Consider the following 23,678-nt stretch of genomic DNA (forward strand, 5'->3'; position numbering starts at 1 on the left):
TTTTTTCATAAAATTCCCATTCTTCTATCTTGCATTCAGTTATAAAGTTTAAAATTCTATGAAGCCATTCTGGTCTATCTACCATATCCATAAAAAAATTATCAATCCCTCTTACTGTAATAAACCAGTCAATAGGAGCAAACCATGGATGAGAAGGACCTCTTTTTTCTACTTCAAGAATACCACCAACTGCCTCACATGTTTTCTTATATAATCTTTCTGTTTCTTCCCAGTCAATTGAAATCTCTGGTTTTTTTAATTTTTCTATGTCTTTTTCTTCTTTGATAACTGGTTCAAAATGTCTTGCTCCATAAGCAAATTCAGGTCTTATATCTTTTACTTCAACACCAAATCCAGTATTTTTTATGACAATAGGAGAATAAACTTTACCATCTATCACATTATCATCTTTAATTTTTTCCCAGTAATAAATTCTCTGCCTTAAATCCCATTCAATTCTTCTTAAAAAAGTATCCTCACATAAAATTTCATTTTCAGGCAAAATTTCTCTCCAACTACCTTCAGGAAAAATTAGAACAAGAGGTCTTACTCTTTCAAGTTTATTATGTTTTTTCCATATTTCTGCTTTTTCCTTCTGAACTGGATGATTTGCTATTTCTTTTACTTTTTCAGCAAGTTTTCTTATAATTTGATAATCCTTTTCCATTTTTTTTCTCTTCAAAACTTTTTATAAAATAAAAACAGCAGCCGCAACCACTGTTGTCCAGAGACCATTTTTATCACCAATTGCTGATTGAGTAATATTTGTTGTTTTAACAATTCTTCCAGACATTTTCCATATTTCTTTTTTTTCATCATATGATGACATAGGGTCAAATTCAAGACCTAAAATTGTTGCCAGCATTGTTGCCGCAAGGTCTTCAGCATAATCACCTGCTTTTTCTTCTGTCTCTCCAAATCCTTCATGTTCAGATAAATATCCATATTGATTCGGGTCTTTTGGAATTGTCATACCAACAGAAGCAGTTATAAGACGATGTGGCTCATTAGTTGAGTTTCTGCTCATAACAACATAAACAATTTGCCCAGGTTTTAACAACTTCAATCCTTCTTTTTTAGGAATTAACTTACAACCAGGGGGGAAAATACTTGAAATTGAAACAAGATTAAACTGAGCAATCCCTGCATCTCTGAGTGCTTTCTCAAAACTTGTCAATCTTTCTTTATCTTTCCCAACTCCTTTTGTCAAAAAAACTTTTTTTGGAACCATTTTTTTCTCCTTTTTACAAGGTAAAATCAGGATGAACTTTCGGTTTTAATATTCTTTTTTCTCCTGCAAGTGCCCATAAGTAATATATCTGATGTTTTGGAATAACTCCAACAGGATGATATCCTTTTGGAATTGTAACAACCTCATTATTTTGAATTAAAAAGAGATTGTCCTCATTCTCATCAAAAATTCTTATAACACCGAACCCCTTCTGAGGATGAATTTTAAAAAAATATAGTTCTTCAAGACAATATTCTTCTGGAGGATTATTTTTATCATGTTTATGTGGTGGATAACTTGACCAGTTCCCAGGGTCATTTATTGTCTCTCCAAGAAGTAATTTTTCGGAAGGAAAGGCATCTGTTATAATATCAGTAATGTTTCTGAAATATGTTTCTTCTCCTACCCTTCTAAATTTAATTTCCTTTGAATTTAAAAATTTTGGTTTTCCAGTACCCTTACCCTGACATCCAACAATACAAATTTCTGTTTTTTTCTCAAACTCTATCTTATATTTATAATAAGGCGGAAGGTAAACTGCAACAGGAGGTTCCTCAAAAACATTTTTTCTTTTCATAGTCCCTATAAGATTTTTCTCAATATAAAAATTACATTTTCCTTCTGTAATAACAAAAACTGTTTCTTCTTTTTCAGTATTGCCTTCAAAAATTCCTTCTTTCTGTCTTAAAATAGAAAAAGATAAAAGTTTCAAATCAGAATTTTCAGGAGTTAAAATTTTTTGATAACCTTCTTTTTCTTCAATTTTCACATGCATAGCCATTTTTATTCCTCCTTCTATCTATATAAATATTTTAAATTCATCTTCTTTAAGTTTACCATTAACTTTAAATTTTATTCTATCAGAATATAAAAAATTTTTAAATAATTGATTCTTAAAAATAAATTCAAATAACCCCTGTGAAACCTCAATTTCAAGTTTACCATTATATGCCTTATTTGAAAAAATTTCAAAAATTTTTTTCCTCAACTGGATATATACAATTTCTTTACCTTTTTCAATACCTGAACCGTCACAAAAAGGACATTCTTTTAGTAATAAATTATAGATTGAATAATTATTCTTCTCTCTTGCCATTTCAACAAGCCCAAGTTTAGAAATGGATAAAATGTTAATTCTTGATTTATCGCCTTTTATATTTTCTATAAATTTTTTAAATACTTTCTCTTTAAATTTTCCCTTCATATCAATAAAATCAACAATAATCAATCCTGATAAATTTCTGCATCTAATCTGTCTTGGAATTTCCTCTGCTGCTTCCATATTTGTTTTAAAAATTGTTTCCTCAAAATCTTCTTTTTCCATTTTACCTGAATTTACATCTATTGCTGTTAGAGTTTTTCCCTTCTCTATAATCAAGTATCCACCTGATGGAAGCAAAACAGTTTTTGAAATAAAACTTTCAAATTTTTCTTCAAATCCATATTTTACAAACATTGGAATTTTATTTCTATAAAAATAAATTTTTCCTTTTAATTCAGGAATAAATAAATTTACATATTTAACAACTTCTCTGTAAATATTTTCATCATCTATCTCAACAAATTCACAATTTTCATCTACATAATCTCTTAAAACTTTTAAATACAATGGAAGTTCCTTCCATAATAATGATGGTGTCTTTTTTCTTTTATAATCCCTCTTTATTCTTTTCCATATATTCAAGATATGCTCTATTTCACGATAAATATAAAATTCTTTTTTATTTAATGCTGCAGTTCTTATAATAAAACCAAATTTTTTACCAAGTGTTTTTTTAAAAATCTTCATTAATCTTGTTTTTTCCCTAATATCTTCGATTTTTTTAGAAATTTTTTGGATTCTCAAATTGGGAATTAAAACAAAAAATCTACCAGGCAGTACTACCTTTTCAGTAACTTTTGGTGATTTCTCATCCTCACCAGGTTTACAAATCTGAACAAGAACTTCTTTCCCTTCCTTTAAAATTTGATGACCTGAAATATCTTCATTTTCTTCCAAAGAAAAATAAAATTCTGACTTATTCAACTGTAAAAAACCACTTTTCATTTCACCTATATTAACAAAAGCAGAATTCAATCCATATAAAAATTTTTCAACCCTTCCTTTATATATATTGCCTATATCAGGTTCAAAATCATATTTGTGTATAAAAATGTTATCTATCTTACCTTCTTTCTCTATTAATACTCTCAAAATAACCTTTTCATTGCTTATAAAAATTCTATATTTGTTCATTTTCAATAAATAATTCTCTTGTTATCCCATCAAAAATTCCATTCACAAAAATCTTTTTATGACTGAAATTCTCCATTTTAAAAATTACCTTAATAAACTCTTCTTTTTCTTCAATTATTTTACCAAATTCTTCTGCTTTTTCTTTAATTATAGGTTCTTTTAAAGGAATTGAGTATGTGCCATAAATTGAAGATATAGAAAACTTATGACTTATCCAGTAACATCTTTTAACCACTGTTCCTTCAGGTAAAATTAAATTTATATCTTTAACAAAAGATTCTAAATTAAATTTCTCATAAACCTCTATTTCAAAAAATTCGTTATTTCCAGAAATGGGAATAGGTAAAGGCGGACAAAAAGAAATTTTAAGATGTGGGGTAAAACCCTCAGAAAATTTTAAGGGCAATTCTAACCTCCTCAAACTTCTTTCAATTAATTTACAAAAACTTAAATGGGATATAAATCTTGAAATACCTTCCTTTTTATAAAAAACTCTTAATCTAAAACTTTCCATTTTCTTTTATCTTTATTTCTTCTATATTATGTAAAACTCCTCCGTAAACAGTAATTTTCATATTTTCAAATTTATTTCTAACAGCATAAATTACATTTGAATTCGCTGTATATATAAGTGGTAAATAATCAGTTACTATTTCCTGCCACCTATCATATATTTTTTTTCTTTCTTCCTGATTTAAATATTTTGTACCTATTTCAAATAAATGGTCTATTTCCTTTTCCCATTCATAATTTCTTTTATTACCAAAATTCCAGAAATGTAATTGCCCTTTTGAATTCCATACATTTTTCCCCCCGTGTGGTTCAATTCCTCCTGTAAGACCAATTATTACTCCTTCCCAGTCCCTTGAAATTGTGAGTTTATTAACAAGGGTATTGAATTCAACAGGAAGTAAATTTACTTTCATTCCCAATTTTTCAAGGTCATTCTGGATAATATTGCCAATTTGGACTCTCTCAAAATTATTACTATTTGTTATTATTGTAAACTCAACTCTATTACCTTTTCTATCATAAAGAAAATTTTCTTTCCAAACAAATCCACTTTTCATCAACAATTCTCTTGCTTTTTTTAAATCATAATCATATTTTGTTATTTTATCATTATAGAAAAATCCACAGGATTTATTCATTGGTCCGTATAAAGGAGTTCCAAAACCAGCATAAACATTTTTAATAATTGAATTTCTATCAATTGAATAAGCGATGCTCTTCCTGAAATTTACATCAGAAAACCATTCTTTTTTATAATCAGGTATTTTCGCATCAATATTTTGATTTAAAGCAAGAAATTCAGAACTAAGAGAAGGACCAATATCATATATTGTAAAATTTTTATCTTTTTCAAGTGGTTTTAAAACATAATAATCCTGACCTCTAATTGAAAGTATATCTATTTCACCTGTTCTAAATTTTAAAATAGCCATATTCGGATCAGGAATGATTAAAAAAACAATTTTTTCAATATAAGGAAGTTGAACACCATTTTTATCTTTTCTCCAGTAATATGGATTTTTTTCAAGAATTATCCATTCACCAGGTCTGTAGTCATTTATTTTATAAGGTCCTGTTCCAACAATATTTTCTACTTTTTCATTCACTCCCCATGTACTCGTAAATTTTCCTTCCAAAACCGATCTTTCAAGTTTATGTTTCGGTAAAATTTCCTGTGTCATAAGTTGTAAAAAAGGAGCAAATTTTTCGGGCAAAATAAATTCAACAGTATAGTCATTAATCTTTTTTACTTCTATTTTCTTTCCTTCTACAGTAAGAACATCTCTACTACTTGTCGGAATTTTTTCATTATAAATAAGTTGATTAAATGTAAAGACAACATCATCCGCAGTAAATTTATCTCCGTCATTCCATAAAACATCTTTTCTTAAATAGAATCTCCATATTTTGCCTGTTTTATCTACTTCCCATTTTTCTGCAAGTAACGGTTTAACCTGGAGTGTTATTCCATCTATCTTTGTAAGTCCTTCAAAAATAAAACCAGTAATTATTGTTGTACTTGTTTCTTTCGCAATAATAGGATTAAATGATTTTGGGTCAGATGATGTGGAAAGACAGAGAGTATTTCTAAATTTAATCTGTTTTTTCTCAATACAACCAGCGGTGAAAATTAAAAGAATTGGAATTAAAGTTGAAATTTTTCTCATTTTAAATTAATTTTTTCAAATCTTCTAAAAGATAGGTCATACTTTGATACCTCAAATTTATCTCATTTTCAGTTGCTTTTTTAATAATATTTTTTAATTCAGATGGTACCGGCATATCCTCACATAAAATTCTTTGCTTTCCTGTGTTTTTCCTTTGTGCTCTAATGTCTATTCTTTTAAAGTAGTCCTCATCTTCTTTTCCCTCCATAAAAAGTTTTGAAGTTATTATTTCATCCATAGTAACTCCAAAACTATAAATATCTGACTGAAAAGTTGCATTACCTTTCATTTGTTCTGGTGCTATATATGAAATTATACCAAATTTTGTTATAGTCCCCGATTTAGGAAATATATCTCTGTGCCACCATTTTTTTGGGAGTTTTGCAATTCCAAAATCAGTAAATTTAATTTTTTCAAAGTCAAAAGAAATAAGAATATTGTCAGGTTTTACATCTTTATGAACTATATTATGCTGATGTATATACTCAAGTCCTTTTCCCGCTTCATAACAAATTCTTAATATTTTATTTAAATCCCATTTTCCCTTTTCATACAAGAATTCTTTTAAATTCTTTCCATCAATATATTCCATAATCATTGCATAGTGATGGTCAAATCTACCAAAATTATAAACCTTAACTATATTTGGATGTTCTAAATTCATTGCTATTTCTGCTTCTCTTTCAAATTGTTTTATAAGTTTATTTCTTTCTACAATCCCTCCTTTTAAATAAAGTATTTTTATAGCAACAGGATTTCCATAAGTTGGTTTTGCTAAAAATGAATATGCTTTATAAACTTTTGTATATAAACCACCTCCAAGATATTCACCCAGAGAATAACCACCAAAATTTTTTATTCTCATATTAAACCTCTGGTTTATCCAGTGAAATTAATTCAATATCGTCAATACTTTTTATTTCTTTTTTCAGATTTACCAAAGCAATTTTCCTTTCGGTTCCATAAGCAATTGAGGTAAAAACTGTCAGACATTTATTATCAAACATTCTTTCAGGTGCATAAGGGTCATGACTTCTTATAAGAACATTTAAACCAATTTTTTCCATAATTTTTAAAAAATAGTCCTTTCCAAATTTTGGTCTTCCAAGAAAGTCCCCAAGATACTCTCCTTCTTTATCCTTAAAATCACCCCATACAATTTTAAACCATTCTTTATCTCCAATTTCTATTTTTTCTATATCCTCTAATTTTTCAATATCGGGTAATGCACCATGTAAAGCAATAAAACCATTTCCATAAGCAACAAAAGGTAAATTAATAAATTCCTCTTTGTAAAAATTAAATTCGTCTTCACTTAAATTGTCCCAGAAATCTGAAGGACTGCATTCAACCACAGGATACATTTCATGATTTCCCTGAAGCAAAATTAAATTTTCTTTTTTCTCTTTAAGTGAAAGGAGATAATCAATATTTTCTTTTGAATTTGGACCTCTATCAACATAATCACCAAGAAAAAGAAGGTAATAGTTTTTTTTATCAATAAAATTCTTTACAACTATTCTTGTTGAATTAAAATCACCATGTGTATCACCAATAATTACAAGTTTACCCTTTTTAGGTAGTTCAACTAATTTCCTCATTTTATATATTAATTTTTAGGAGGAGTGGAAGGATTTACAGGAAGAATCTTTCCGGGTCTATTTAATTCTTCTTTAAGGATACTTTTAGTGGTCAGTTTGCCAGGAATTATTGCAAGCAATACAGAAGTAATAATAAACATAACAGCCAGAAAAGATGTAATTTTATTTAAAATAGCCGGTGTTTCAGCACCAAAAACATTTTCCATTCCTCCTCCTCCAAAAATATTTGCCATTGATGAACCTTTACCACTTTGAATCAAAACAGCAAATATCAAAAATAAAGAAACCAGAATATGCAATATTAATAAAAAAATATACATTTTTCAATCCTCCTTTAAGTTATGTTACTTTTTATTTTAAATTAAGTCAAGAACAATTTCAATTTTCCTTTTTTTGAATTAAAAAAAGTGAGAAAAAAATCAGAAACATACCCATAAAAACAATTAACGATACTTTTTCTTTCAAAATTAAAATTGAAAGAAAATAAGTTATAATTGGTGTTAAATATTGAAAAGGAGCAAGTAAAAAAGGCCTTAAATAGTTAAGAGCAGAAAACCAAAGTGTAAAACCAATACCAGTTGGTACTATCCCGAGATAAATTCCAGATAAAAAACCATAAATATTCTTCCCCAAAAGATTTAAGTTGAGTAATTTAACCGTTAAAAATAAAAAAATTGTTCCAATGAAAGAAGCAATAAAGGTTGTTTCAATAGCACCATATTTTTTGGTTGGTTCTTCCCCTATTACTGTATAAACAGCCCAACAAATCGCAGCAAGTAATGAATAGATATTTATATTCTCTCCAGCCCAAAAAAAAATTTTAAAATCCTCTTTTATTACAATAATACATCCAATAAATCCAATAAAAACTCCTAAAATTTTTTCAGGGGTTATTTTATCCTTCAAAAAAAGAATGGAAATAAGAATAACAAATATTGGATTAGAACTCATTAAAATACTTGAAATCGTTGCAGAAGATGTTTTAACTGATATAAAAATAAAAGTTGACATCAAATAAATTCCAGAAAGAGCAAGAATCAGAAATCTAAAAACATCTTTTTTAAAAATTCTAAAAACTTTTTTAAAATTAAATTTTATAAAAAACATGAGAAAAAAAGAAGCCCAGAAAAATCGCCAGAAAGCAAGAACCAAGGGGTCTATAACTTCACCATGGATTAAAAATCTACTTATTACAAATACAGTTCCCCATGAAAAAACAGAGATTAAACCAAATATATATCCTTTCAATTTTATTCAATAAGAAACCAGTTTGGACTGAAACAATTAAAATTTCCAGATATTAAAGTTCTTGTTTCTTTTGTAAAAATATCTAAAATTACTAAAGATTGTTTTCTTTCTATTTTTGAATAAACAATATGCCTTGAATTAGGTGCCCAGGAAATTTCTTCACAATTTAAACCCGGAAAAGTTCTTGTTTTTTTTGTATTTATATCATATATAGCAAGCCCAAAAGTACTTCCTTCTGAATAAATATAAGCAACAAAATTCCCATCAGGTGAAAATACAGGAGATGTACAGTAACCCGAAATATAACTTATTCTTCTTACTCCGTATCCATCTCTATCCATTATGTATATCTGTGGTTTACCATCTCTATCAGAAACAAAAGCAATTGATTTACCATCAGGCGAAAAAGAAGGAGAACTATCTATTTTTTTATTCTCGGTCAATCTTTTTTTTATCTTTCCATCAAAATCCGCAAGATATATTTCAGGGTCACCTGATTTACTCAAAACAAGAACAATTTCTCTTGTTTTTTTTAAAGGAGAGGCACAGGCATTTAAACCTGGGTGAGCAATAAATATTTCAATTTTACCTGATAAAATATCCATTTTTGCAAGTTTGGGCCAACCATCTTCATAAGAAACAAAAATAATTTTATTTCCTTCAAGATAACGAGGATAATTAACAAGATACTCTACATTTGTAAGTTGCTTTAGATTAAAACCATCATAATCAATCTGAAATATCTGCTTTTTACCTGTTCTATCAGAAGTAAAAAGAATCTTACTTTTTGCAATTCCAGGTTTGCCGGTTAATTTTTCTACAATATCATCGCATATCATATGTGCTAAAAACCTTGGGTCCTTTGAAATTTTATAACTGTATTCATATAAAAGATTTTTCTCAAGTCCATCTTCAACCTTTACATTTATTATTTCTCCCTTCTGTTCTCCTGTTATAATTATCTGTGTGACTATTTCTTTTTTTGTTTTTTCAATATCATCGGTAAATTTAATTCCTTCTACATTAAAATATCCTGAAAATTTTAAATCCTGAGAGAGGGTTTCAAGCATTTTACTTGAAAAATCATTTTTTTCTACTTTAAAAATTAAAAAGGTATCCGCCTTTTCTACTAAATTTTTTGTAATCTGAAAAAATATCTGTGTCTGGGAGAAAATATAAAAACTTAAAATCATAAAAAATAAAAAAACTTTTTTCATTTTATCCCTCCGTTTTAAATTCAATTATAACATCAAGATATCTATCTTTTATTTCTGAAGGAAAAGCAGGCCATGATTTAACAGATTTTATCGCATCTATTATTGAATTATCAAATTTTTTATATCCCGAACTCTTTTCTATAGAAATATTATCAATCCTTCCTTCTCTATAAATTCTAAAGGACACAATAGTTGACATATCTATTAGATATTCTTTCAATAACCAGTTCTCTTCTATTTTCTTTTTTATGAGATTTATATACCATGATGGAATATCAGTAGAAAAAGAAGTTTGATAAGAAGAAGTAGATTCAAAACTCGGTGTACTTATTTTTACTGATTTTATTTCAGGAATTTTAATATTTATATTTGAAGTTTCTGTATTATTTGAAGATTTTTTATTGGTTTCTGAAAACTTTGTATCTGAAATTTTTGAATATAATTTCTTTTTGTATTCCTCAGGTGAAAATGTCTCAGAAAATTCCACTTTTTTTTCTACTTTTATATCTTTCACTGTTTTTATTTTTTCTTCTTTTTTTACAGGCGGTAAAACTCTTTCTTCAATTTTTATTTCTTTTTTTTCTGATGTTTTTTCTATAACTTCAATATGAGGGATATTTACAAGTTTTACAACAAAAATTTCTTTTTCAAAATTTTTATTTTTTTCGGGTATTGGAATAAAAAACAAAAGAAATATAGAAAAATGGAATAAAAAAGATACAAAAAAACTCCTTTTTTTTACTCTGTTCGTGTAGCAAGTCCAATCATATCTATTTTGCATTTTTTTGCTATGTCAAGAATTTTAATTATATTTTCATATTGTACTTTTTCATCACCCTTTACTATCACAGAAATATTTTTTTCCTGACTTTTTTCTTTTAAAAATGAATATATTTCATTCAAATTCATCTTTTTCCCGCCGACAAAATATTGATTTTCAGGCGCCACTGTAATTACAATACTTTTTTCAATTTTCATTTCATAAGGAGATGCTTTTGGAAGTTTTACCTCTATTCCCTGTTCAATCATCGGTGCTATCATTAAAAGAATTATCACAAGAGTTAAAGCAATGTCAACAAGATTTGTTATATTTATCTGAGCAAGTGAATTCTTATTATTTCTGTTTTTCATTTTGTTTTAAAAATAATTCATTTAAATATTCTTCAATATATGGTATTAAAAATTCCATCTCATCCATCAAAAGTTGTATTTTTTCCCTTAAAAAATTATACCCAACAGCAGCTGGAATTGCTACCAGTAAACCTAAAACTGTGGTTATAAGTGCTTCAGCAACTCCACTTGCAACAACTTTAATTGAAGAAGAACCTGTAATTGACATATTTGTAAATGCAATTAAAAGTCCCCATATAGTTCCAAGAAGTCCAAGAAAAGGTGCAATTGCAGTAATTGTTGCAAGAGATGTAAGATTTTTCTCAAGATTGTTCTGTTCTTTAATAAAAGCTTTTTCTATATATTTTTTACTTATTTCGGGAGAAAACTTTTCAAATTTAATAAGTGATGTAAGATAGTCAAGAACAGAATAAAGTGGACATGGTATTCTTTTTATTTCTTTCTGTGAAAGAAATATTTTTTCAAAATCCTTATTTCTTTTAAATGCTGTTTTCAATACAAATAATTTTTCAAAAATTATGTACCAGGAATAAATTGAAAGAAAAGCAAGTATTACAAGATCAACTTTACCAAAAATATCGCAATGCTTCCATGAAGAAATCCAAATATTTTCCATATAATAATTTTATATTTTCTTTTTCCTAAGTCAAAAAAAAACAAAAATTATAGAAATCCAAATTTTCTCATTAATTCTATATTTTCTTTAATCATCCATCTTTTTTCTTCCTGATAAATTCCTATACATACCATATCATTTTCTCTTGCATTTTTACTCATAAATGAAATTGCTTCTTCTGGATTTTTTCTACCAGCAGCCATGATTTTATAATGAATAACAGGTTTTTTAAGTTTTTTTATAGCCATAATCATTTTTTCTCTGTCATTATCAGAAAATATCTCTTCCTGTAAAATATCTTTTTCCGGTTTTTCTTTTCTATTCACTGGATTATAATAAGAACACATATAAAAATCCACATCTATATTTTCTTCTGCCCATAAAAAAACTTCAGAGATATGTCCAGCTATTCCTGATAAAATTCCATATTTTTTAATTTTTTCTATCAGAGGATAAATTTTTCCCATCTCATTATTAAGAAAAAGGAAATCTACATACCCTCCATGAATATAGCATCCCACAGGATTTCCACTTATAGCCATATCAATACTCAATTCCTGAGATTTAATTTCTGGACATGTTTGAGCAATCCACTGAATTTTTCCACCTTCCTGTCTGTATTCAAGAAGAAGTCTTAATATGTGATTATCTGCTCTTCCTATAAAAGTATTAATTCCCCATTGTTCTGCTTCTCTTAATGTTTCCTTTATCCTTTGAGAAATAAAGTATTTTTTCATTCTCATATCCATTTCTATTCCCTGATGAGAAAAACCACTGAAAGGATTACCACCTATAATAAAACGACTGATTTTAATTCCTTTTAAGTTAACATATTTCATATTGTATCTTCCCTTTTAATTTTAATTATATATTAGATTTTTTACTTGCAAAAATAAAATTTGATAATATCAAATTTTGATTTAAAATAAAAATATGGGATTAATAATTTTTATATTAGGACTTATTTTTGGAAGTTTTGCAAACGTATGTATTTACAGATTACCAAAAGGAAAATCTATTATCTCCCCTGGTTCTTTTTGCCCCAATTGTAATAACAGTATAAAATGGTATGACAATATTCCTGTCATAAGTTATATATTTCTAAAAGGAAAATGTAGATACTGTAAAAAAACAATTTCTCCAAGATATTTAATAGTAGAACTTTTAACAGGAATTTTGTTTTTTCTAATCTACAAAAAGTTTGGTATGTCTATTTCTACCTTAATTTATGCTTTTCTGACTTTATGTCTTATTATTGTAAGTTTCATTGATATTGATACTTTTCTTATTTCTGATGTAATAGTAATTCCCGGTATTTTAATCGGACTTTTAATTTCTTTTTTATTCCCCCAGATTCATGATATGGAAAAAATAAAAGGATTTATATATTCTCTTGAAGGAACTATTTTAGGTGGTGGGATTTTAATTTTTCTGGCTCTTGTAGGAAAACTGCTTTTTAAAAAAGATGCTATGGGTGGTGGAGATGTAAAATTACTTGGAATGATAGGTTCTTTTCTTGGATGGAAATCAGTTTTTTTAACATTATTTTTTGGTTCACTTTTTGGAACTTTAATAAGTTTAACATTAATCCTACTGGGAAAAAGAAAAATTGATGATTATGTTCCTTTTGGACCTTATCTTGCTCTTGGAGCATTAATATCTATTTTTTTTAAGGGGAATTATTTTATGGGTATTATTTTGATAAATTAAAATATGAGCATTTCAGCATTAGAAATTGTTAAAGAGTTTTTTATAATTAATAATTTTTATGTAATATCAAAAGATGGATTTTTGATTGTAAAAAATCCAGAAGAAACAGGTAAAGAAATTGAGAATTTTGTAATAGAAAAAGAAAAAATTTTCTTCATAAATGAAGGTATAATAAAGGTTTTATCATGGCACACTTTAAAATTCACTCCTTCAGTAATCAAAAAATTTTCTGCAGAAATTTTTGAAATAACAGAAGAAAAATTTTATAGAGAAGTAAAAAATTTTTTAGGAAAAGAAAAATTTAAAAAAATTCTTGTTATACCTGGATTACCTTCAACAAAAAATTTAAGAGAAGAATCTATAAAAATAATGAAAGAAAATGGTATAGACCATGTAATTTTTTTTAATACAATTATATCTGGATTAATTGATAAAATTGATGAAAGAAAAGTGTATCAATCCCATACACTTGAAATTATCCGAATTCTCAAATTCTATAAGTTTTTTTATAAAAAAAATCTTGATGCTTTTCTATTTGACGAAAAATGAAAATCAGTTTGAACTCACCTGTAAATCAGATTAAAGGAATAGGGAAACAAAAAGAAATAATTTTTGAAAAACTTGGAATTAAAAAAGTAGAAGATATTCTTTTTTATTTTCCACGAAAATATATAAACTTAAAAAAAATAACAAAAATAAAGAATTTGAAAGAGGATGAAATTTATACTGTAAAAGCAACTGTTCTTGCAAAAGAAGAAAAGAGAATATATGGAAAAACAAATTATTTGAAAATTGCAGTTACAGATGGAACAGGAATTTTATATATCATTTTTTTCAATCAGATATATTTAAAAAACATCTTTCAAAATGGAAAGAATTTTATCTTTTATGGAAAAGTAGAATATTTTAATAAAGAATTTGAAATGATAAATCCATTTTATGAAGAATATGATGGAAGGAAAATTAACTGGATTTTACCAGTTTATCCATTAACAAAAGGCATAACACAAAAATATATGAGAAAAATTATAAAATGGGTTTTGAACAATATTAATGAATTTCCTGAGGAAATTTTACCTCTTGAAAGGCGACTCTTGTTCGGTATTTCAAATATTAAACATGCTCTTTTAAACATTCATTTCCCAATTTCTGAAATAAATTTAGAAAAAGCAAGAAATTATTTAATCTTCCGAGAATTCTTTATTTTCCAATTAAATTTACTCTGGAAAAAGAACTTTGAACAAAAAACAGAAGAAAGGATAAATATTGAATTAAATCTTATTGAGGAATTTGAAAAATACATACCTTTCAAACTTACAAAAAACCAAAAAGAGATAATGGAAGAAATAATTGATGATATAAAGAAAGGGAAACTCATAAGAAGATTAATATATGGAGAAGTTGGCTCAGGTAAAACTACAATAGCAATTTTTACATTATGGATATTTGCGAAAATAGGTTTTCAGGGTGTTTTTCTCTGTCCAACTGAAATACTTGCTCAACAACATTACATAAACTGGAATGGTTTCTTTCTAAATCAGAATATTTCAGTTTCTCTTCTAACAGGAAGTTTAAAAGAAAAGGAAAAAGAAAAAATTAGAGAAGAAATAGAGACAGGAAAGATAAATGTTATAATTGGAACTCATGCAGTTTTAAGTGAAAAAATAAATTTTAAAAATCTTAAAGTTGTAGTAGTTGATGAACAACATAAATTCGGTGTAAAACAGCAGGAAGTTTTAAAAGAAAAAAGTGAGAATATTCACTACATTTCAATGAGTGCTACACCAATTCCAAGAACAGTTGCTTTAACACTTTATGGAAATATGGATTTTTCCATTCTTGGAGAAATACCAAAAGGGAAAAGACAGGTTATAACTTATCTATTTTCAAAAAAGGACAGAGAAAAGATTTATTCTTTCATTAAGTTTCAGGTATCACAAAATAAAATTGGATTTGTTGTAACTCCTGCAATAAAAGAAAATGAGAATGTTGAATCAGCAGAAGAGAAATATATAGAAATATGCGAAAATTTACCCGAAGTAAAATCAGGTCTTTTACATGGGAAAATAGAAAAGAAAAAACAGGAAGAAATACTTGAAAAATTTAAAAATAAGGAGATAAAATTACTTGTAACAACTACAATTATTGAATCGGGAATAGATATACCCTCTGCTTCCTTTATAATAATTGAACAGGCAGAAAGATTTGGACTTGCACAATTACATCAATTAAGAGGAAGAGTTGGAAGAAGTGGTGAAGTTGGATACTGTTTTTTAATAGTTTATAATGATGATGAAGAAATAAATATGAAACTTTCACATTTCATTGAAAAAGAAACCGGGTTTGATATTGCAGAACTTGATTTTAATTTAAGAGGACCTGGCGATATACTTGGAACCAGACAGCATGGGATATTACCTCTTAAAATAGGTGATATAGAAAAAGATATTGAAATTCTTAAACTTGCAAGAAAGGAAGTTGAAAGAGTTTTAAAAATTGATCCATATTTAGAAAAAATGCATCATTTAAAAAGGTTAATAGAATGATAGAGGATATACTTGTTATTATTCCAGCATATAATGAAGAAAAAGCAATTGGGAAAATTTTAAAAGAATTAAAAAAGTATTTTAAAAATATTCTGGTCATTGATGATGGCTCCATTGACAGAACTAAAGAAATTGTACAGAAAGAAAAAGTACTTTTAATTTCTCATATAACTAATAAAGGAAAAGGAGAAGCATTAAAAACAGGTTTTAAATATGCTATTGAAAAAAATTTTCCAGCAGTAATTACAATGGATGGTGATGGACAGCATCTTCCCGAAGAAACATTAAAATTTGTTGAAGAATATAGAAAAAAAACAAAGATTGGAATACTTATAGGCAAAAGAAGTATATTTTCTCAAAGTATGCCTTTAATAAGAAGAATTACAAATCTTTCAATGTCTTTTTTAATTTCCATTTTGTCTTTTCAGTGGATTCCTGATACTCAGTGCGGTTTTAGATTAATAAAAACAGATACACTCAAAAAAATTAAGTTATATACATCCCATTTTGAAACAGAATCAGAAATTTTAATTAAGGCAGGTTGTAAAGGGATAAGAATAAAATCGCTTCCCATAAAAACTATATACAGAAAAGAAAAAAGTAAAATTAGGCCAATCAGAGATACAGTAAGATTTTTTAAAATGTTTTTTTTAATATTTTTTACATCTTTTAAGAAATATGAAAAAAGATTTTGAAAATTTAAGAAGAGAAATGGTTGAAACTCAGATTGTTAAGAGAGGCATTAGCGATAAAAAAGTTATTGATGCTTTTTTAAAAGTTCCAAGAGAAGAATTTGTTCCTGAAAATATGAAGGAATATGCTTATGAAGATTCACCATTACCAATTGGAGAAGGACAGACAATAAGTCAACCATACATAGTTGCATTAATGTCAGAAGCATTAAAATTAAAAGAGAAAGATAAAGTTCTTGAAATTGGAACAGGAAGTGGTTATCAGGCAGCTATTCTTGCAGAAATTGGTTGTGAAGTATATTCGGTTGAAAGGATTGAAGCACTTGCAAAAAGGGCGGAAAAAACATTAAAAAAACTTGGTTATAATGTAAAGATAAAAGTTGGCGATGGAACACTTGGATGGGAAGAATTCAGTCCGTATGATAAAATTATTGTAACAGCCGCAAGTCCTGAAATTCCTGATACATTACTTGAACAACTCAGTGAAAAAGAAGGAAGATTAATTATCCCTGTGGGAGACAAGTATATTCAAGATTTAATACTTGTAGTAAAAACAAAAGATAAAATAGAAAAAATTAATTTAGGTGGCTGTCAATTTGTTCCTTTAATCGGAAATAAGGGATGGAACGAATGAAAGAAATTTTTATAACTCTTGGACTTGCGATGTTGCCGATTTCAGAATTAAGAGGCGCGATACCTTATGGTTTAAGTAAGTCACTTCCTTTTTTCAATGTATTTTTAATTTCAATTCTTGGAAATCTTTTACCTGTAATTCCACTATATTTTTTTCTAGAAAGAATATTAAAATTCCTTGAAAAATTCAATTACGGAAAAAAATTTAATACATGGTTAATAAATAGGACAAAAAGTAAATCCGAAATTATTGAAATTTATAAAACAATTGGACTTTTAATTTTTGTTGGAATTCCTCTGCCAATGACTGGTGCATGGACAGGAACAATTGCATCTGTAATTTTTCAATTAAAATTCAAAAATTTTTTAATAGGTATTATCGGAGGAGTTTTAATGGCGGGGATTATTGTTTCCTTTGTTACTCTTGGAGTTAAAAACTTTTTCACATTTTAGTTTAATTTTATATTCTTTAACTCCTCAATTTCAGATATTTTTTCAAAAAGTTCATTTACATTTTGGTTTGATTTATATCTGATTGTATATGTCAATTTGATTTTTGCTTTAACTTTATTTTTTTCTATTTCTGTTGAAAGTATTTTAAAACCGTAATTTTTCAATATTTTTTCTATTTTATCTTTTAATTCTCTCTTATCTTCTCCAATTATTGTAAGAGTACTATATGTATCAACTGGAACTTTTTTTTCAAAAATTTTTAAAAAGTAAAGTATTATTAACGAAATAAAAGTTAAAAAACAAGCCAGAATATACAGGTCAACCCCTACTGCAAGACCAACAGATGTTACAAACCATAAACATGCTGCAGTAGTTAAACCCCTTATTCTTTTACTGTCCTTTATAATTGCTCCTGCTCCAAGAAATCCCATTCCTGTTACCACTCCATAAGCAATCCTTGCAGGGTCAATTCTCAAAACAGAATTTTGAAAATTTGAAAAAATATAATAAACTTGAAAAGATGTGATTAAAATCGTAGTTGTACCCATTCCAACAAGAATCATCGTTCTTAAACCCGCTTCCCTTCCATGTTTTTCTCTTTCAAAACCAATAATTCCACTTAAAATACCAGAAATTACAACTTTTTTTATAAATTCAAGTTCATTCATATTTCTTCTCTCTTCTTTTCAGGAATAAAATACCATTTTTTAGAAAAATCGTAAACCTTTTTGTTAAAAAATATTTTTAGAAGTGAATTGACATTTTTTGAAAAATTTTTTATTATTATATCTATATTAACAAGAAAAAGTTTTTAAATTAATTGGGAAGGGAGGTGAAAAATGAGACAAAAAGGAGGGAAAAATGAGGAAATTCCAAACATTTGTTCCTCCAAACGGTGTTCATATAATTTTAGACCTTTATGAATGTTCCGATTTTAATATTCTTAACTCCCCTGAAAAAATAAAAAAAATCTTATTAAAAGCTGTAGAAAAATCTAAAGCAACTTTAATTGATGTTAAAATTCATAAATTTTCACCTGTGGGAGTCAGCGGGTTTGCTTTAATTTCAGAAAGCCATATAAGTATTCATACATGGCCTGAAAAAAAATATGCTGGAGTTGATATATACACCTGTGGAGAAAAAACATTTCCTGAAAAAGCGAGTAATTTATTTATTAAAGAATTAAAAAGCAAAAAACCATCTATTATAAAGATTGAAAGAGGAATATATGCAAAAAAATAGAAATATAATTATTGACTGGTATCATCCTTATGGTGTAGGAATTGCTTTTGAAATCAAAAAAAAGTTATTAGAAAAAAGAACAAAGTATCAGAAAATTGAGGTATATGAAACAAAGAATTTTGGTAAAGTTTTAATTATAGATAATTTAATTCAATCAGTTGAAAAGGGAGAAGAAAGTTATCATGAAATACTTGTTCATCCTGCAATGTTTTCCCATCCTGAACCAAAAAATGTTTTAATAATTGGTGGTGGAGAAGGTGCAACTTTAAGAGAAGTTTTGAAGCATCCAGTTAAAGAAGTAAAAATGGTTGATATAGATGAAGAAATGATTAAAATTGCAAAAAAATATTTAAAATTTGATAAAGGTGCTTTTGAAGATAAAAGAGCAGAAATCATAATAGAAGATGGTTTTAAATATATAAAAGAGAATAATAAAAAATATGATGTTATTATAGTTGATGCTACCGACCCTGGAGAAATACCATCCTGTCCATTATATACTGTTGAATTTTTTAAACTCTGTTATAAACATCTAAACAAAAATGGTATTTACGTAACTCAAGGTGGAACATCTATTTTTCTTCATCCGGAGAGAATAAAAACAGTTTATTCTGACTTAAAAAAAGTATTTAAAAATGTAAAAATTTATTCCTCACCTGTTTTTGGTCTTTTTCCAAATTGGATATTTATTATAGCAATTAAAGGTAATATAAAGATTGAAAAAAAACCAAACAAAAAAATAAAAGAAAATTTATTTTTCTATACTCCGGAATTACATCAATCTTTGTTTATCCTACCTTGTTTCTTAAACAAATTTAAATGATTACCTTTTTTCCCCAGTAATACAATCATTTTTTTCAATGTTTCTTCACTGATAAAATGTTCAATTTTACATGCATCATTTTCTGCTATACTATCAGAAACATTTAAAATTTTTGTTAAAAACTTCATTACTATCTTATGCTTATTTAATATCTTCGTTGCTTCTCTATCACCACTTTCTGTCAATTCAATATAACCGTATTTTTCCTGTTTTATGTATCCTTTATCTTTTAGAATATTCAATGCATTCACAACAGACGATTTTTTTACATCAAGAAGTTCACTTATTTCTTTTACCCTTGTGACTTTTTTGTCTATCGTGAGTATTTTTATTGCTTCAAGATAATCCTCTAAGCTTTTAGTTAACAAATGTTCCTCCTTTTAAAAATGAAAAAATTTGATAAAATAAGGTTGAAAAAAACCATCCAGCAAATAAAGACCAAAAAAGAGAAATTAAAGCCCATTTTATACCTACTTCTTTCTTCAAAATTAAAAATGTAGCAAGACATGGCATGTACAGTAAACTCATAAGCATAAAAGAATACGCAGAGATAGGGGTAAAATAGAATCTTAATGTTTCTGTTAAATTCTCAACTCCAAATAAAGTCCCAAAAGTTCCAACAACAAGTTCTTTTGCATATATTCCAAAAATAAGTGCAACCCCTGCCTGCCAGAAACCAAAACCAGAAAATTTAAATAATGGAAAAATAAAACTACCCAATTTACCTATAAAATTCATTTCGGTTCCATAATTATAAGGATGCGGGAAATAGTTTAAAACCCATAAAATTAAAGTTCCAAGAAATATAATGGTCCCTGCTTTCTTCAAAAAGTATTTTGTTCTTGTCCAACTCTCAATCAATACATTTTTCCAGTAAGGCATTCTGAAAGGTGGTAATTCTATTATTAAAGGTAGAGATTCATCTTTTAAAAAAATGGAACCAAAAATTTTTATACTTAAAACACCAATACCAATTCCTAACAAATACAATGAAAAAACTATCATTCCCTGATTTTCCTTAAAAAAAATGCCTGTAAATAAAAGATAAACAGGAAGCCGTGCCGAACAACTCATAAAAGGTATTGATAGGGAAGTTAAGATTTTATCCCTTTTATTTTCAAGAATTCTTGTCCCCATTATCGCAGGAACATTACATCCAAAACCTAAAATTAAAGGAATAGCACTCTTCCCATGAAGTCCTACCTTATGCATTATTCTATCTGCAACAATTGCCGCTCTTGCCATATAGCCGGTATCTTCAAGGATTGCAAAGAAAAAAAAGAAGAGAAAAATGTTTGGAAGAAATAATATTACAGAACCGACACCAGAAATTATTCCATCTTTTATCAAAGAATTAATCCAAATAGGTAGATTTAGATATGAAAAAACAATCTTTAATTTTTCAAGTATAAGTTCAATAAAATTAACAAATGGTTTTCCCCAGACAAAAACAGCATTGAATATGATAAAGATTATAAAAAGAAAAAATAAAGGACCTAAAAAATTATGAGTTAAAATTCTATCAACTTTTTCTGTAATTTCCGGTTTCAATTCTTTCTTTTTCTCAATAAGTGACTCTTTTACAATTCCATGAATTATTCCATATCTTTTTTCCATTAAAACTCTATCTAATGGTTTATTTAAAAATTTTTCTGTATTCATTATCAAATCGTTAATTTTTTTCCAATCAACTTTTGTAATTATAAAATTTGTAAAATACTCATCTTTTTCCAAAATTTTTATAGCAAGAAATCTTGGAGGATAAGGAAGTTTTAAGTTTTTAAATTGACAGACAATTTCAGAGATAACTTTTTCAATTTCTTCACCATAATTAAATTCAAAAAATTCAGAAGGTGGTTCTTTACACTTTTTATAAATTTCTTCTTTCAAATCTTCTATACCAATATTTTTATTTCCAACTGTTTTTACAAATTTTACTTTAAGCAATTTTTCTAAATGTTGAATTTCATATTCAATTCCTTCTTTCTCTGCCAAATCCACCATATTAAGGTCAATAATAATATTTTTGTGAAACTCTGAGAGTAAAAGTAAAAGATATAAACTTCTTTCAAGATTCAAAGCATCTGCCATTATAATTAAAACATCTACTTCATTTTGAGTAATAAAATCAATTGCTATTTTCTGGTCTTCGCTTTCTCCTGTTAAGGTATAAGTTCCCGGTAAATCAACAACTTTAAATTTTACATCTTTATAAATATAATATCCTTCCTTTTTTTCAACTGTTACACCTGGCCAGTTACCAACCTGTTGTCTTGTTCCAGTAAGAGAATTGAATATCGTCGTTTTTCCTGTATTAGGATTCCCTGCAATTGCAACTATTTTCTCTTCCATTTTCATTCAACTTTTTCAACTATTATGTCCATTGCTATTCCACATCCAATCCCGATGGTTATATTTCCTTTTTTTATTATTACAGGACCGGGAGCAGGTTTAACCACTTCAATAATATCTCCAACAAAAATCCCCATATTACATAATTTTTTTAATTTCCCATGTTTCAGCACATCAACCACTTTGTATTTTCCTTCTTTTGCCTCTACCAATTTTTTCATTTTTTATTTTGTTAGTATTAACTAAAAAAGTTTGTTTAAACTAACTTTTTTAAAATTATAGAATAAAAATTTGACAAATTCAAAAATTATGTTAAATTAAATTTCTATGGGAAAAAATAAAAATGAATTTAGGATTGTTCTGAAAAAGAATTATTTAAGAAATTTCCTCTCTTGGCGTTAAATTTTTTTATCCCATTCCTGTTTTTTTCCTATTTTTCTCTATATTTATTTTTTACAGGGAGGGTAAAATGGAAAAAATATTCAATAAACTTTTTGAAAATATAAATCTTACTACAAATGAAACATATGAAATTTTTAACAAAATTATGGAAGGAGAATTATCTTCTGTAAAAACTGCTGCATTTCTAACATTATTAAAAATTAAAAAAGAAAGTTCAGAAGAGATAACCGGTGCAGCAAAACTTTTAAGAGATAAAATGCTGAAAATAAGACACAAAAAAGAAATAATTTGTGATACCTGTGGAACAGGTGGTGATTATTCAGGTACATTTAATATCTCAACAGTATGTGCAATTGTTGCTTCTTCTATGGGACTAACAGTTGCAAAACATGGAAACAGGTCTATCACAAGTTCCTGTGGAAGTGCTGATGTACTGGAATATCTTGGGTATAAAATAGATATTGAGCCTGAAAAAAGCGAAATTTTACTTGAAAAGTTTGGATTTGCTTTTTTATTTGCTCCCTTATATCATAAAGCAATGAAAAATGTAGCAGAAGTTAGAAAAGAACTTGGCTTTAAAACAATTTTTAATATAATTGGACCTTTGTGTAATCCTGCTTTAACAAATTATCAGATTATGGGTGTGAATGATTATTCTCTTTTAAAAATTATTCCTTATGTTTTTAAAAATCTTGGAATAAAGGGATATGTATTTCACTCTGAAGATGGTCTTGATGAAATAACACTTACAGGGAAAACATATATAGTTGAAATTGATGAAGAAATAAGTGAATTTGAAATATTTCCAGAGGATTTTAATTTAAAAAGATGTAAAATTGAAGATATAAAAGGAGGAAATTTAAAAGAAAATGCTGAGATTTTATTTAATATAATTAGAGGTAAAGAAAAAGGACCTAAAAAAGATATTGTCTGCTTAAATACCGCATTTCTCCTTAAAACAACGGGTATTGTTGATAGAATTGAAAAAGGAATTGAATTAACAGATGAAATTTTAAAAAAAGGAATACCTTATAGAAAATTCAATGAAATCCTTGAATATATAAAAAAATGAAAAAAATTTTAATTCTTTTTTTATTCTGTTTTGGTTTTGCAATTTCGGGTGAAAACATTGAAATTGAATTAAAAAAACAGGCAACAGTTGATTTGTGTAATTTTCCAGATTTGACAGATGGAATTGTTGATATACTTTATCTTACAGTTGATAATTACTGGCATAAAGGTGAATATTCAAAAATTTTTCCTGTTTTTTATTTAATTACCAGAATTTTCCCCGATGATGTAAATGCCTACTGTCTTGGTGGCTGGTTCTTGATAAATGGTATTGCTCCAAAATATGAAGGTGAA

Annotated in this window: 29 protein-coding genes; 10 read left to right on the forward strand and 19 right to left on the reverse strand. The window is 27.3% G+C overall.

Annotated features, from left to right (window positions below; all coding sequences use genetic code 11):
• From PKV21_03600 to PKV21_03670, 15 genes are all read right to left on the reverse strand, one after another.
• Positions 1–667: hypothetical protein (locus tag PKV21_03600; GenBank protein ID HOM26573.1), on the reverse strand; the 667-nt coding region annotated here is incomplete at its 3' end.
• Between the two features lie 21 nt (positions 668–688).
• Positions 689–1,231, reverse strand: coding sequence for an arginine decarboxylase, pyruvoyl-dependent (locus PKV21_03605; GenBank protein ID HOM26574.1), 543 nt, complete (start codon positions 1,229–1,231; stop codon positions 689–691).
• 13 nt (positions 1,232–1,244) lie between these two features.
• Positions 1,245–2,012 carry a 5-deoxy-glucuronate isomerase gene (locus PKV21_03610; GenBank protein HOM26575.1) on the reverse strand — a complete coding sequence of 256 codons (768 nt, stop codon included), beginning with the start codon at positions 2,010–2,012 and terminating at the stop codon, positions 1,245–1,247.
• 18 nt (positions 2,013–2,030) lie between these two features.
• The gene (locus tag PKV21_03615) at positions 2,031–3,467 is read right to left on the reverse strand and encodes an Rne/Rng family ribonuclease (GenBank protein HOM26576.1); all 1,437 of its coding nucleotides are present in this window, start codon (positions 3,465–3,467) and stop codon (positions 2,031–2,033) included.
• Positions 3,454–3,981, reverse strand: a complete 528-nt coding sequence (locus PKV21_03620) for a TIGR03936 family radical SAM-associated protein (protein HOM26577.1) — start codon at positions 3,979–3,981, stop codon at positions 3,454–3,456. The genes PKV21_03615 and PKV21_03620 overlap by 14 nt, the downstream gene beginning before the upstream one ends.
• Positions 3,968–5,647, reverse strand: coding sequence for an ABC transporter substrate-binding protein (locus PKV21_03625; GenBank protein ID HOM26578.1), 1,680 nt, complete (start codon positions 5,645–5,647; stop codon positions 3,968–3,970). Before PKV21_03625 ends, PKV21_03620 begins: the two co-directional genes overlap by 14 nt.
• 1 nt (position 5,648) lies before the next feature.
• Positions 5,649–6,512 carry a serine/threonine-protein kinase gene (locus PKV21_03630; protein HOM26579.1) on the reverse strand — a complete coding sequence of 288 codons (864 nt, stop codon included), beginning with the start codon at positions 6,510–6,512 and terminating at the stop codon, positions 5,649–5,651.
• A 1-nt stretch (position 6,513) separates the two neighbouring features.
• Positions 6,514–7,248: a metallophosphoesterase family protein gene (locus PKV21_03635; GenBank protein ID HOM26580.1), complete on the reverse strand. Its 735-nt coding sequence runs from the start codon at positions 7,246–7,248 to the stop codon at positions 6,514–6,516.
• An 8-nt stretch (positions 7,249–7,256) separates the two neighbouring features.
• Positions 7,257–7,568, reverse strand: a complete 312-nt coding sequence (gene secG / locus PKV21_03640; GenBank protein ID HOM26581.1) for a preprotein translocase subunit SecG — start codon at positions 7,566–7,568, stop codon at positions 7,257–7,259.
• A gap of 58 nt (positions 7,569–7,626) precedes the next feature.
• Positions 7,627–8,496, reverse strand: a complete 870-nt coding sequence (locus PKV21_03645) for an EamA family transporter (protein HOM26582.1) — start codon at positions 8,494–8,496, stop codon at positions 7,627–7,629.
• A 2-nt stretch (positions 8,497–8,498) separates the two neighbouring features.
• Positions 8,499–9,713 (reverse strand): hypothetical protein, encoded by a 1,215-nt coding sequence (locus PKV21_03650; protein HOM26583.1) that lies wholly within the window; start codon positions 9,711–9,713, stop codon positions 8,499–8,501.
• Position 9,714: 1 nt separating this feature from the next.
• A complete protein-coding gene (locus PKV21_03655; protein ID HOM26584.1) occupies positions 9,715–10,401 on the reverse strand; it encodes a TonB family protein in 687 nt (228 codons plus the stop codon).
• Between the two features lie 50 nt (positions 10,402–10,451).
• Entirely contained in the window at positions 10,452–10,844 is a 393-nt protein-coding gene (locus PKV21_03660) for a biopolymer transporter ExbD (protein ID HOM26585.1), read from the reverse strand.
• The gene (locus PKV21_03665) at positions 10,828–11,460 is read right to left on the reverse strand and encodes a MotA/TolQ/ExbB proton channel family protein (protein ID HOM26586.1); all 633 of its coding nucleotides are present in this window, start codon (positions 11,458–11,460) and stop codon (positions 10,828–10,830) included. Before PKV21_03665 ends, PKV21_03660 begins: the two co-directional genes overlap by 17 nt.
• Before the next feature lie 47 nt (positions 11,461–11,507).
• The gene (locus tag PKV21_03670; GenBank protein ID HOM26587.1) at positions 11,508–12,299 is read right to left on the reverse strand and encodes a hypothetical protein; all 792 of its coding nucleotides are present in this window, start codon (positions 12,297–12,299) and stop codon (positions 11,508–11,510) included.
• A gap of 94 nt (positions 12,300–12,393) precedes the next feature.
• Between PKV21_03670 and PKV21_03675 the strand changes: the two genes are divergently transcribed.
• The 6 genes from PKV21_03675 to PKV21_03700 are packed head-to-tail and all read left to right on the forward strand — an operon-like array spanning position 12,394 to position 17,494.
• The gene (locus PKV21_03675) at positions 12,394–13,170 is read left to right on the forward strand and encodes a prepilin peptidase (GenBank protein HOM26588.1); all 777 of its coding nucleotides are present in this window, start codon (positions 12,394–12,396) and stop codon (positions 13,168–13,170) included.
• A 3-nt stretch (positions 13,171–13,173) separates the two neighbouring features.
• Complete coding sequence (locus PKV21_03680; protein HOM26589.1) at positions 13,174–13,719, forward strand: hypothetical protein; 546 nt, start codon at positions 13,174–13,176, stop codon at positions 13,717–13,719.
• Positions 13,716–15,716 carry an ATP-dependent DNA helicase RecG gene (gene recG, locus PKV21_03685; GenBank protein HOM26590.1) on the forward strand — a complete coding sequence of 667 codons (2,001 nt, stop codon included), beginning with the start codon at positions 13,716–13,718 and terminating at the stop codon, positions 15,714–15,716. The genes PKV21_03680 and recG overlap by 4 nt, the downstream gene beginning before the upstream one ends.
• Positions 15,713–16,411: a glycosyltransferase family 2 protein gene (locus PKV21_03690; protein ID HOM26591.1), complete on the forward strand. Its 699-nt coding sequence runs from the start codon at positions 15,713–15,715 to the stop codon at positions 16,409–16,411. Before recG ends, PKV21_03690 begins: the two co-directional genes overlap by 4 nt.
• Positions 16,395–17,042, forward strand: coding sequence for a protein-L-isoaspartate(D-aspartate) O-methyltransferase (locus PKV21_03695; protein HOM26592.1), 648 nt, complete (start codon positions 16,395–16,397; stop codon positions 17,040–17,042). The genes PKV21_03690 and PKV21_03695 overlap by 17 nt, the downstream gene beginning before the upstream one ends.
• The gene (locus PKV21_03700) at positions 17,039–17,494 is read left to right on the forward strand and encodes a small multi-drug export protein (protein ID HOM26593.1); all 456 of its coding nucleotides are present in this window, start codon (positions 17,039–17,041) and stop codon (positions 17,492–17,494) included. Before PKV21_03695 ends, PKV21_03700 begins: the two co-directional genes overlap by 4 nt.
• Here the strand turns inward: PKV21_03700 and PKV21_03705 are convergent.
• Entirely contained in the window at positions 17,491–18,162 is a 672-nt protein-coding gene (locus PKV21_03705; protein HOM26594.1) for an MgtC/SapB family protein, read from the reverse strand. The two genes, PKV21_03700 and PKV21_03705, sit on opposite strands and share 4 nt — an antisense overlap.
• Positions 18,163–18,355: 193 nt before the next feature.
• On the opposite strand from PKV21_03705, the gene speD reads away from it, so the two are divergent.
• On the forward strand, positions 18,356–18,736 hold the full coding sequence (gene speD, locus PKV21_03710; GenBank protein HOM26595.1) for an adenosylmethionine decarboxylase: 381 nt from the start codon (positions 18,356–18,358) through the stop codon (positions 18,734–18,736).
• Entirely contained in the window at positions 18,723–19,559 is an 837-nt protein-coding gene (speE, locus tag PKV21_03715; protein ID HOM26596.1) for a polyamine aminopropyltransferase, read from the forward strand. Before speD ends, speE begins: the two co-directional genes overlap by 14 nt.
• Here the strand turns inward: speE and PKV21_03720 are convergent.
• The 3 genes from PKV21_03720 to PKV21_03730 are packed head-to-tail and all read right to left on the reverse strand — an operon-like array spanning position 19,514 to position 22,132.
• The gene (locus PKV21_03720) at positions 19,514–19,927 is read right to left on the reverse strand and encodes a metal-dependent transcriptional regulator (protein HOM26597.1); all 414 of its coding nucleotides are present in this window, start codon (positions 19,925–19,927) and stop codon (positions 19,514–19,516) included. The two genes, speE and PKV21_03720, sit on opposite strands and share 46 nt — an antisense overlap.
• Positions 19,917–21,911, reverse strand: a complete 1,995-nt coding sequence (feoB, locus tag PKV21_03725) for a ferrous iron transport protein B (protein HOM26598.1) — start codon at positions 21,909–21,911, stop codon at positions 19,917–19,919. The genes PKV21_03720 and feoB overlap by 11 nt, the downstream gene beginning before the upstream one ends.
• A 2-nt stretch (positions 21,912–21,913) precedes the next feature.
• Positions 21,914–22,132, reverse strand: a complete 219-nt coding sequence (locus PKV21_03730; protein ID HOM26599.1) for a FeoA family protein — start codon at positions 22,130–22,132, stop codon at positions 21,914–21,916.
• 248 nt (positions 22,133–22,380) lie between these two features.
• On the opposite strand from PKV21_03730, the gene trpD reads away from it, so the two are divergent.
• Positions 22,381–23,385, forward strand: a complete 1,005-nt coding sequence (gene trpD / locus PKV21_03735; GenBank protein ID HOM26600.1) for an anthranilate phosphoribosyltransferase — start codon at positions 22,381–22,383, stop codon at positions 23,383–23,385.
• Positions 23,382–23,678 (forward strand): hypothetical protein (locus PKV21_03740; GenBank protein HOM26601.1); only part of this gene is annotated, 297 nt, incomplete at its 3' end. The genes trpD and PKV21_03740, both read left to right, overlap by 4 nt.

This window comes from bacterium (assembly GCA_035371905.1).
GTDB lineage: Bacteria > Ratteibacteria > UBA8468 > B48-G9 > JAFGKM01 > JAMWDI01.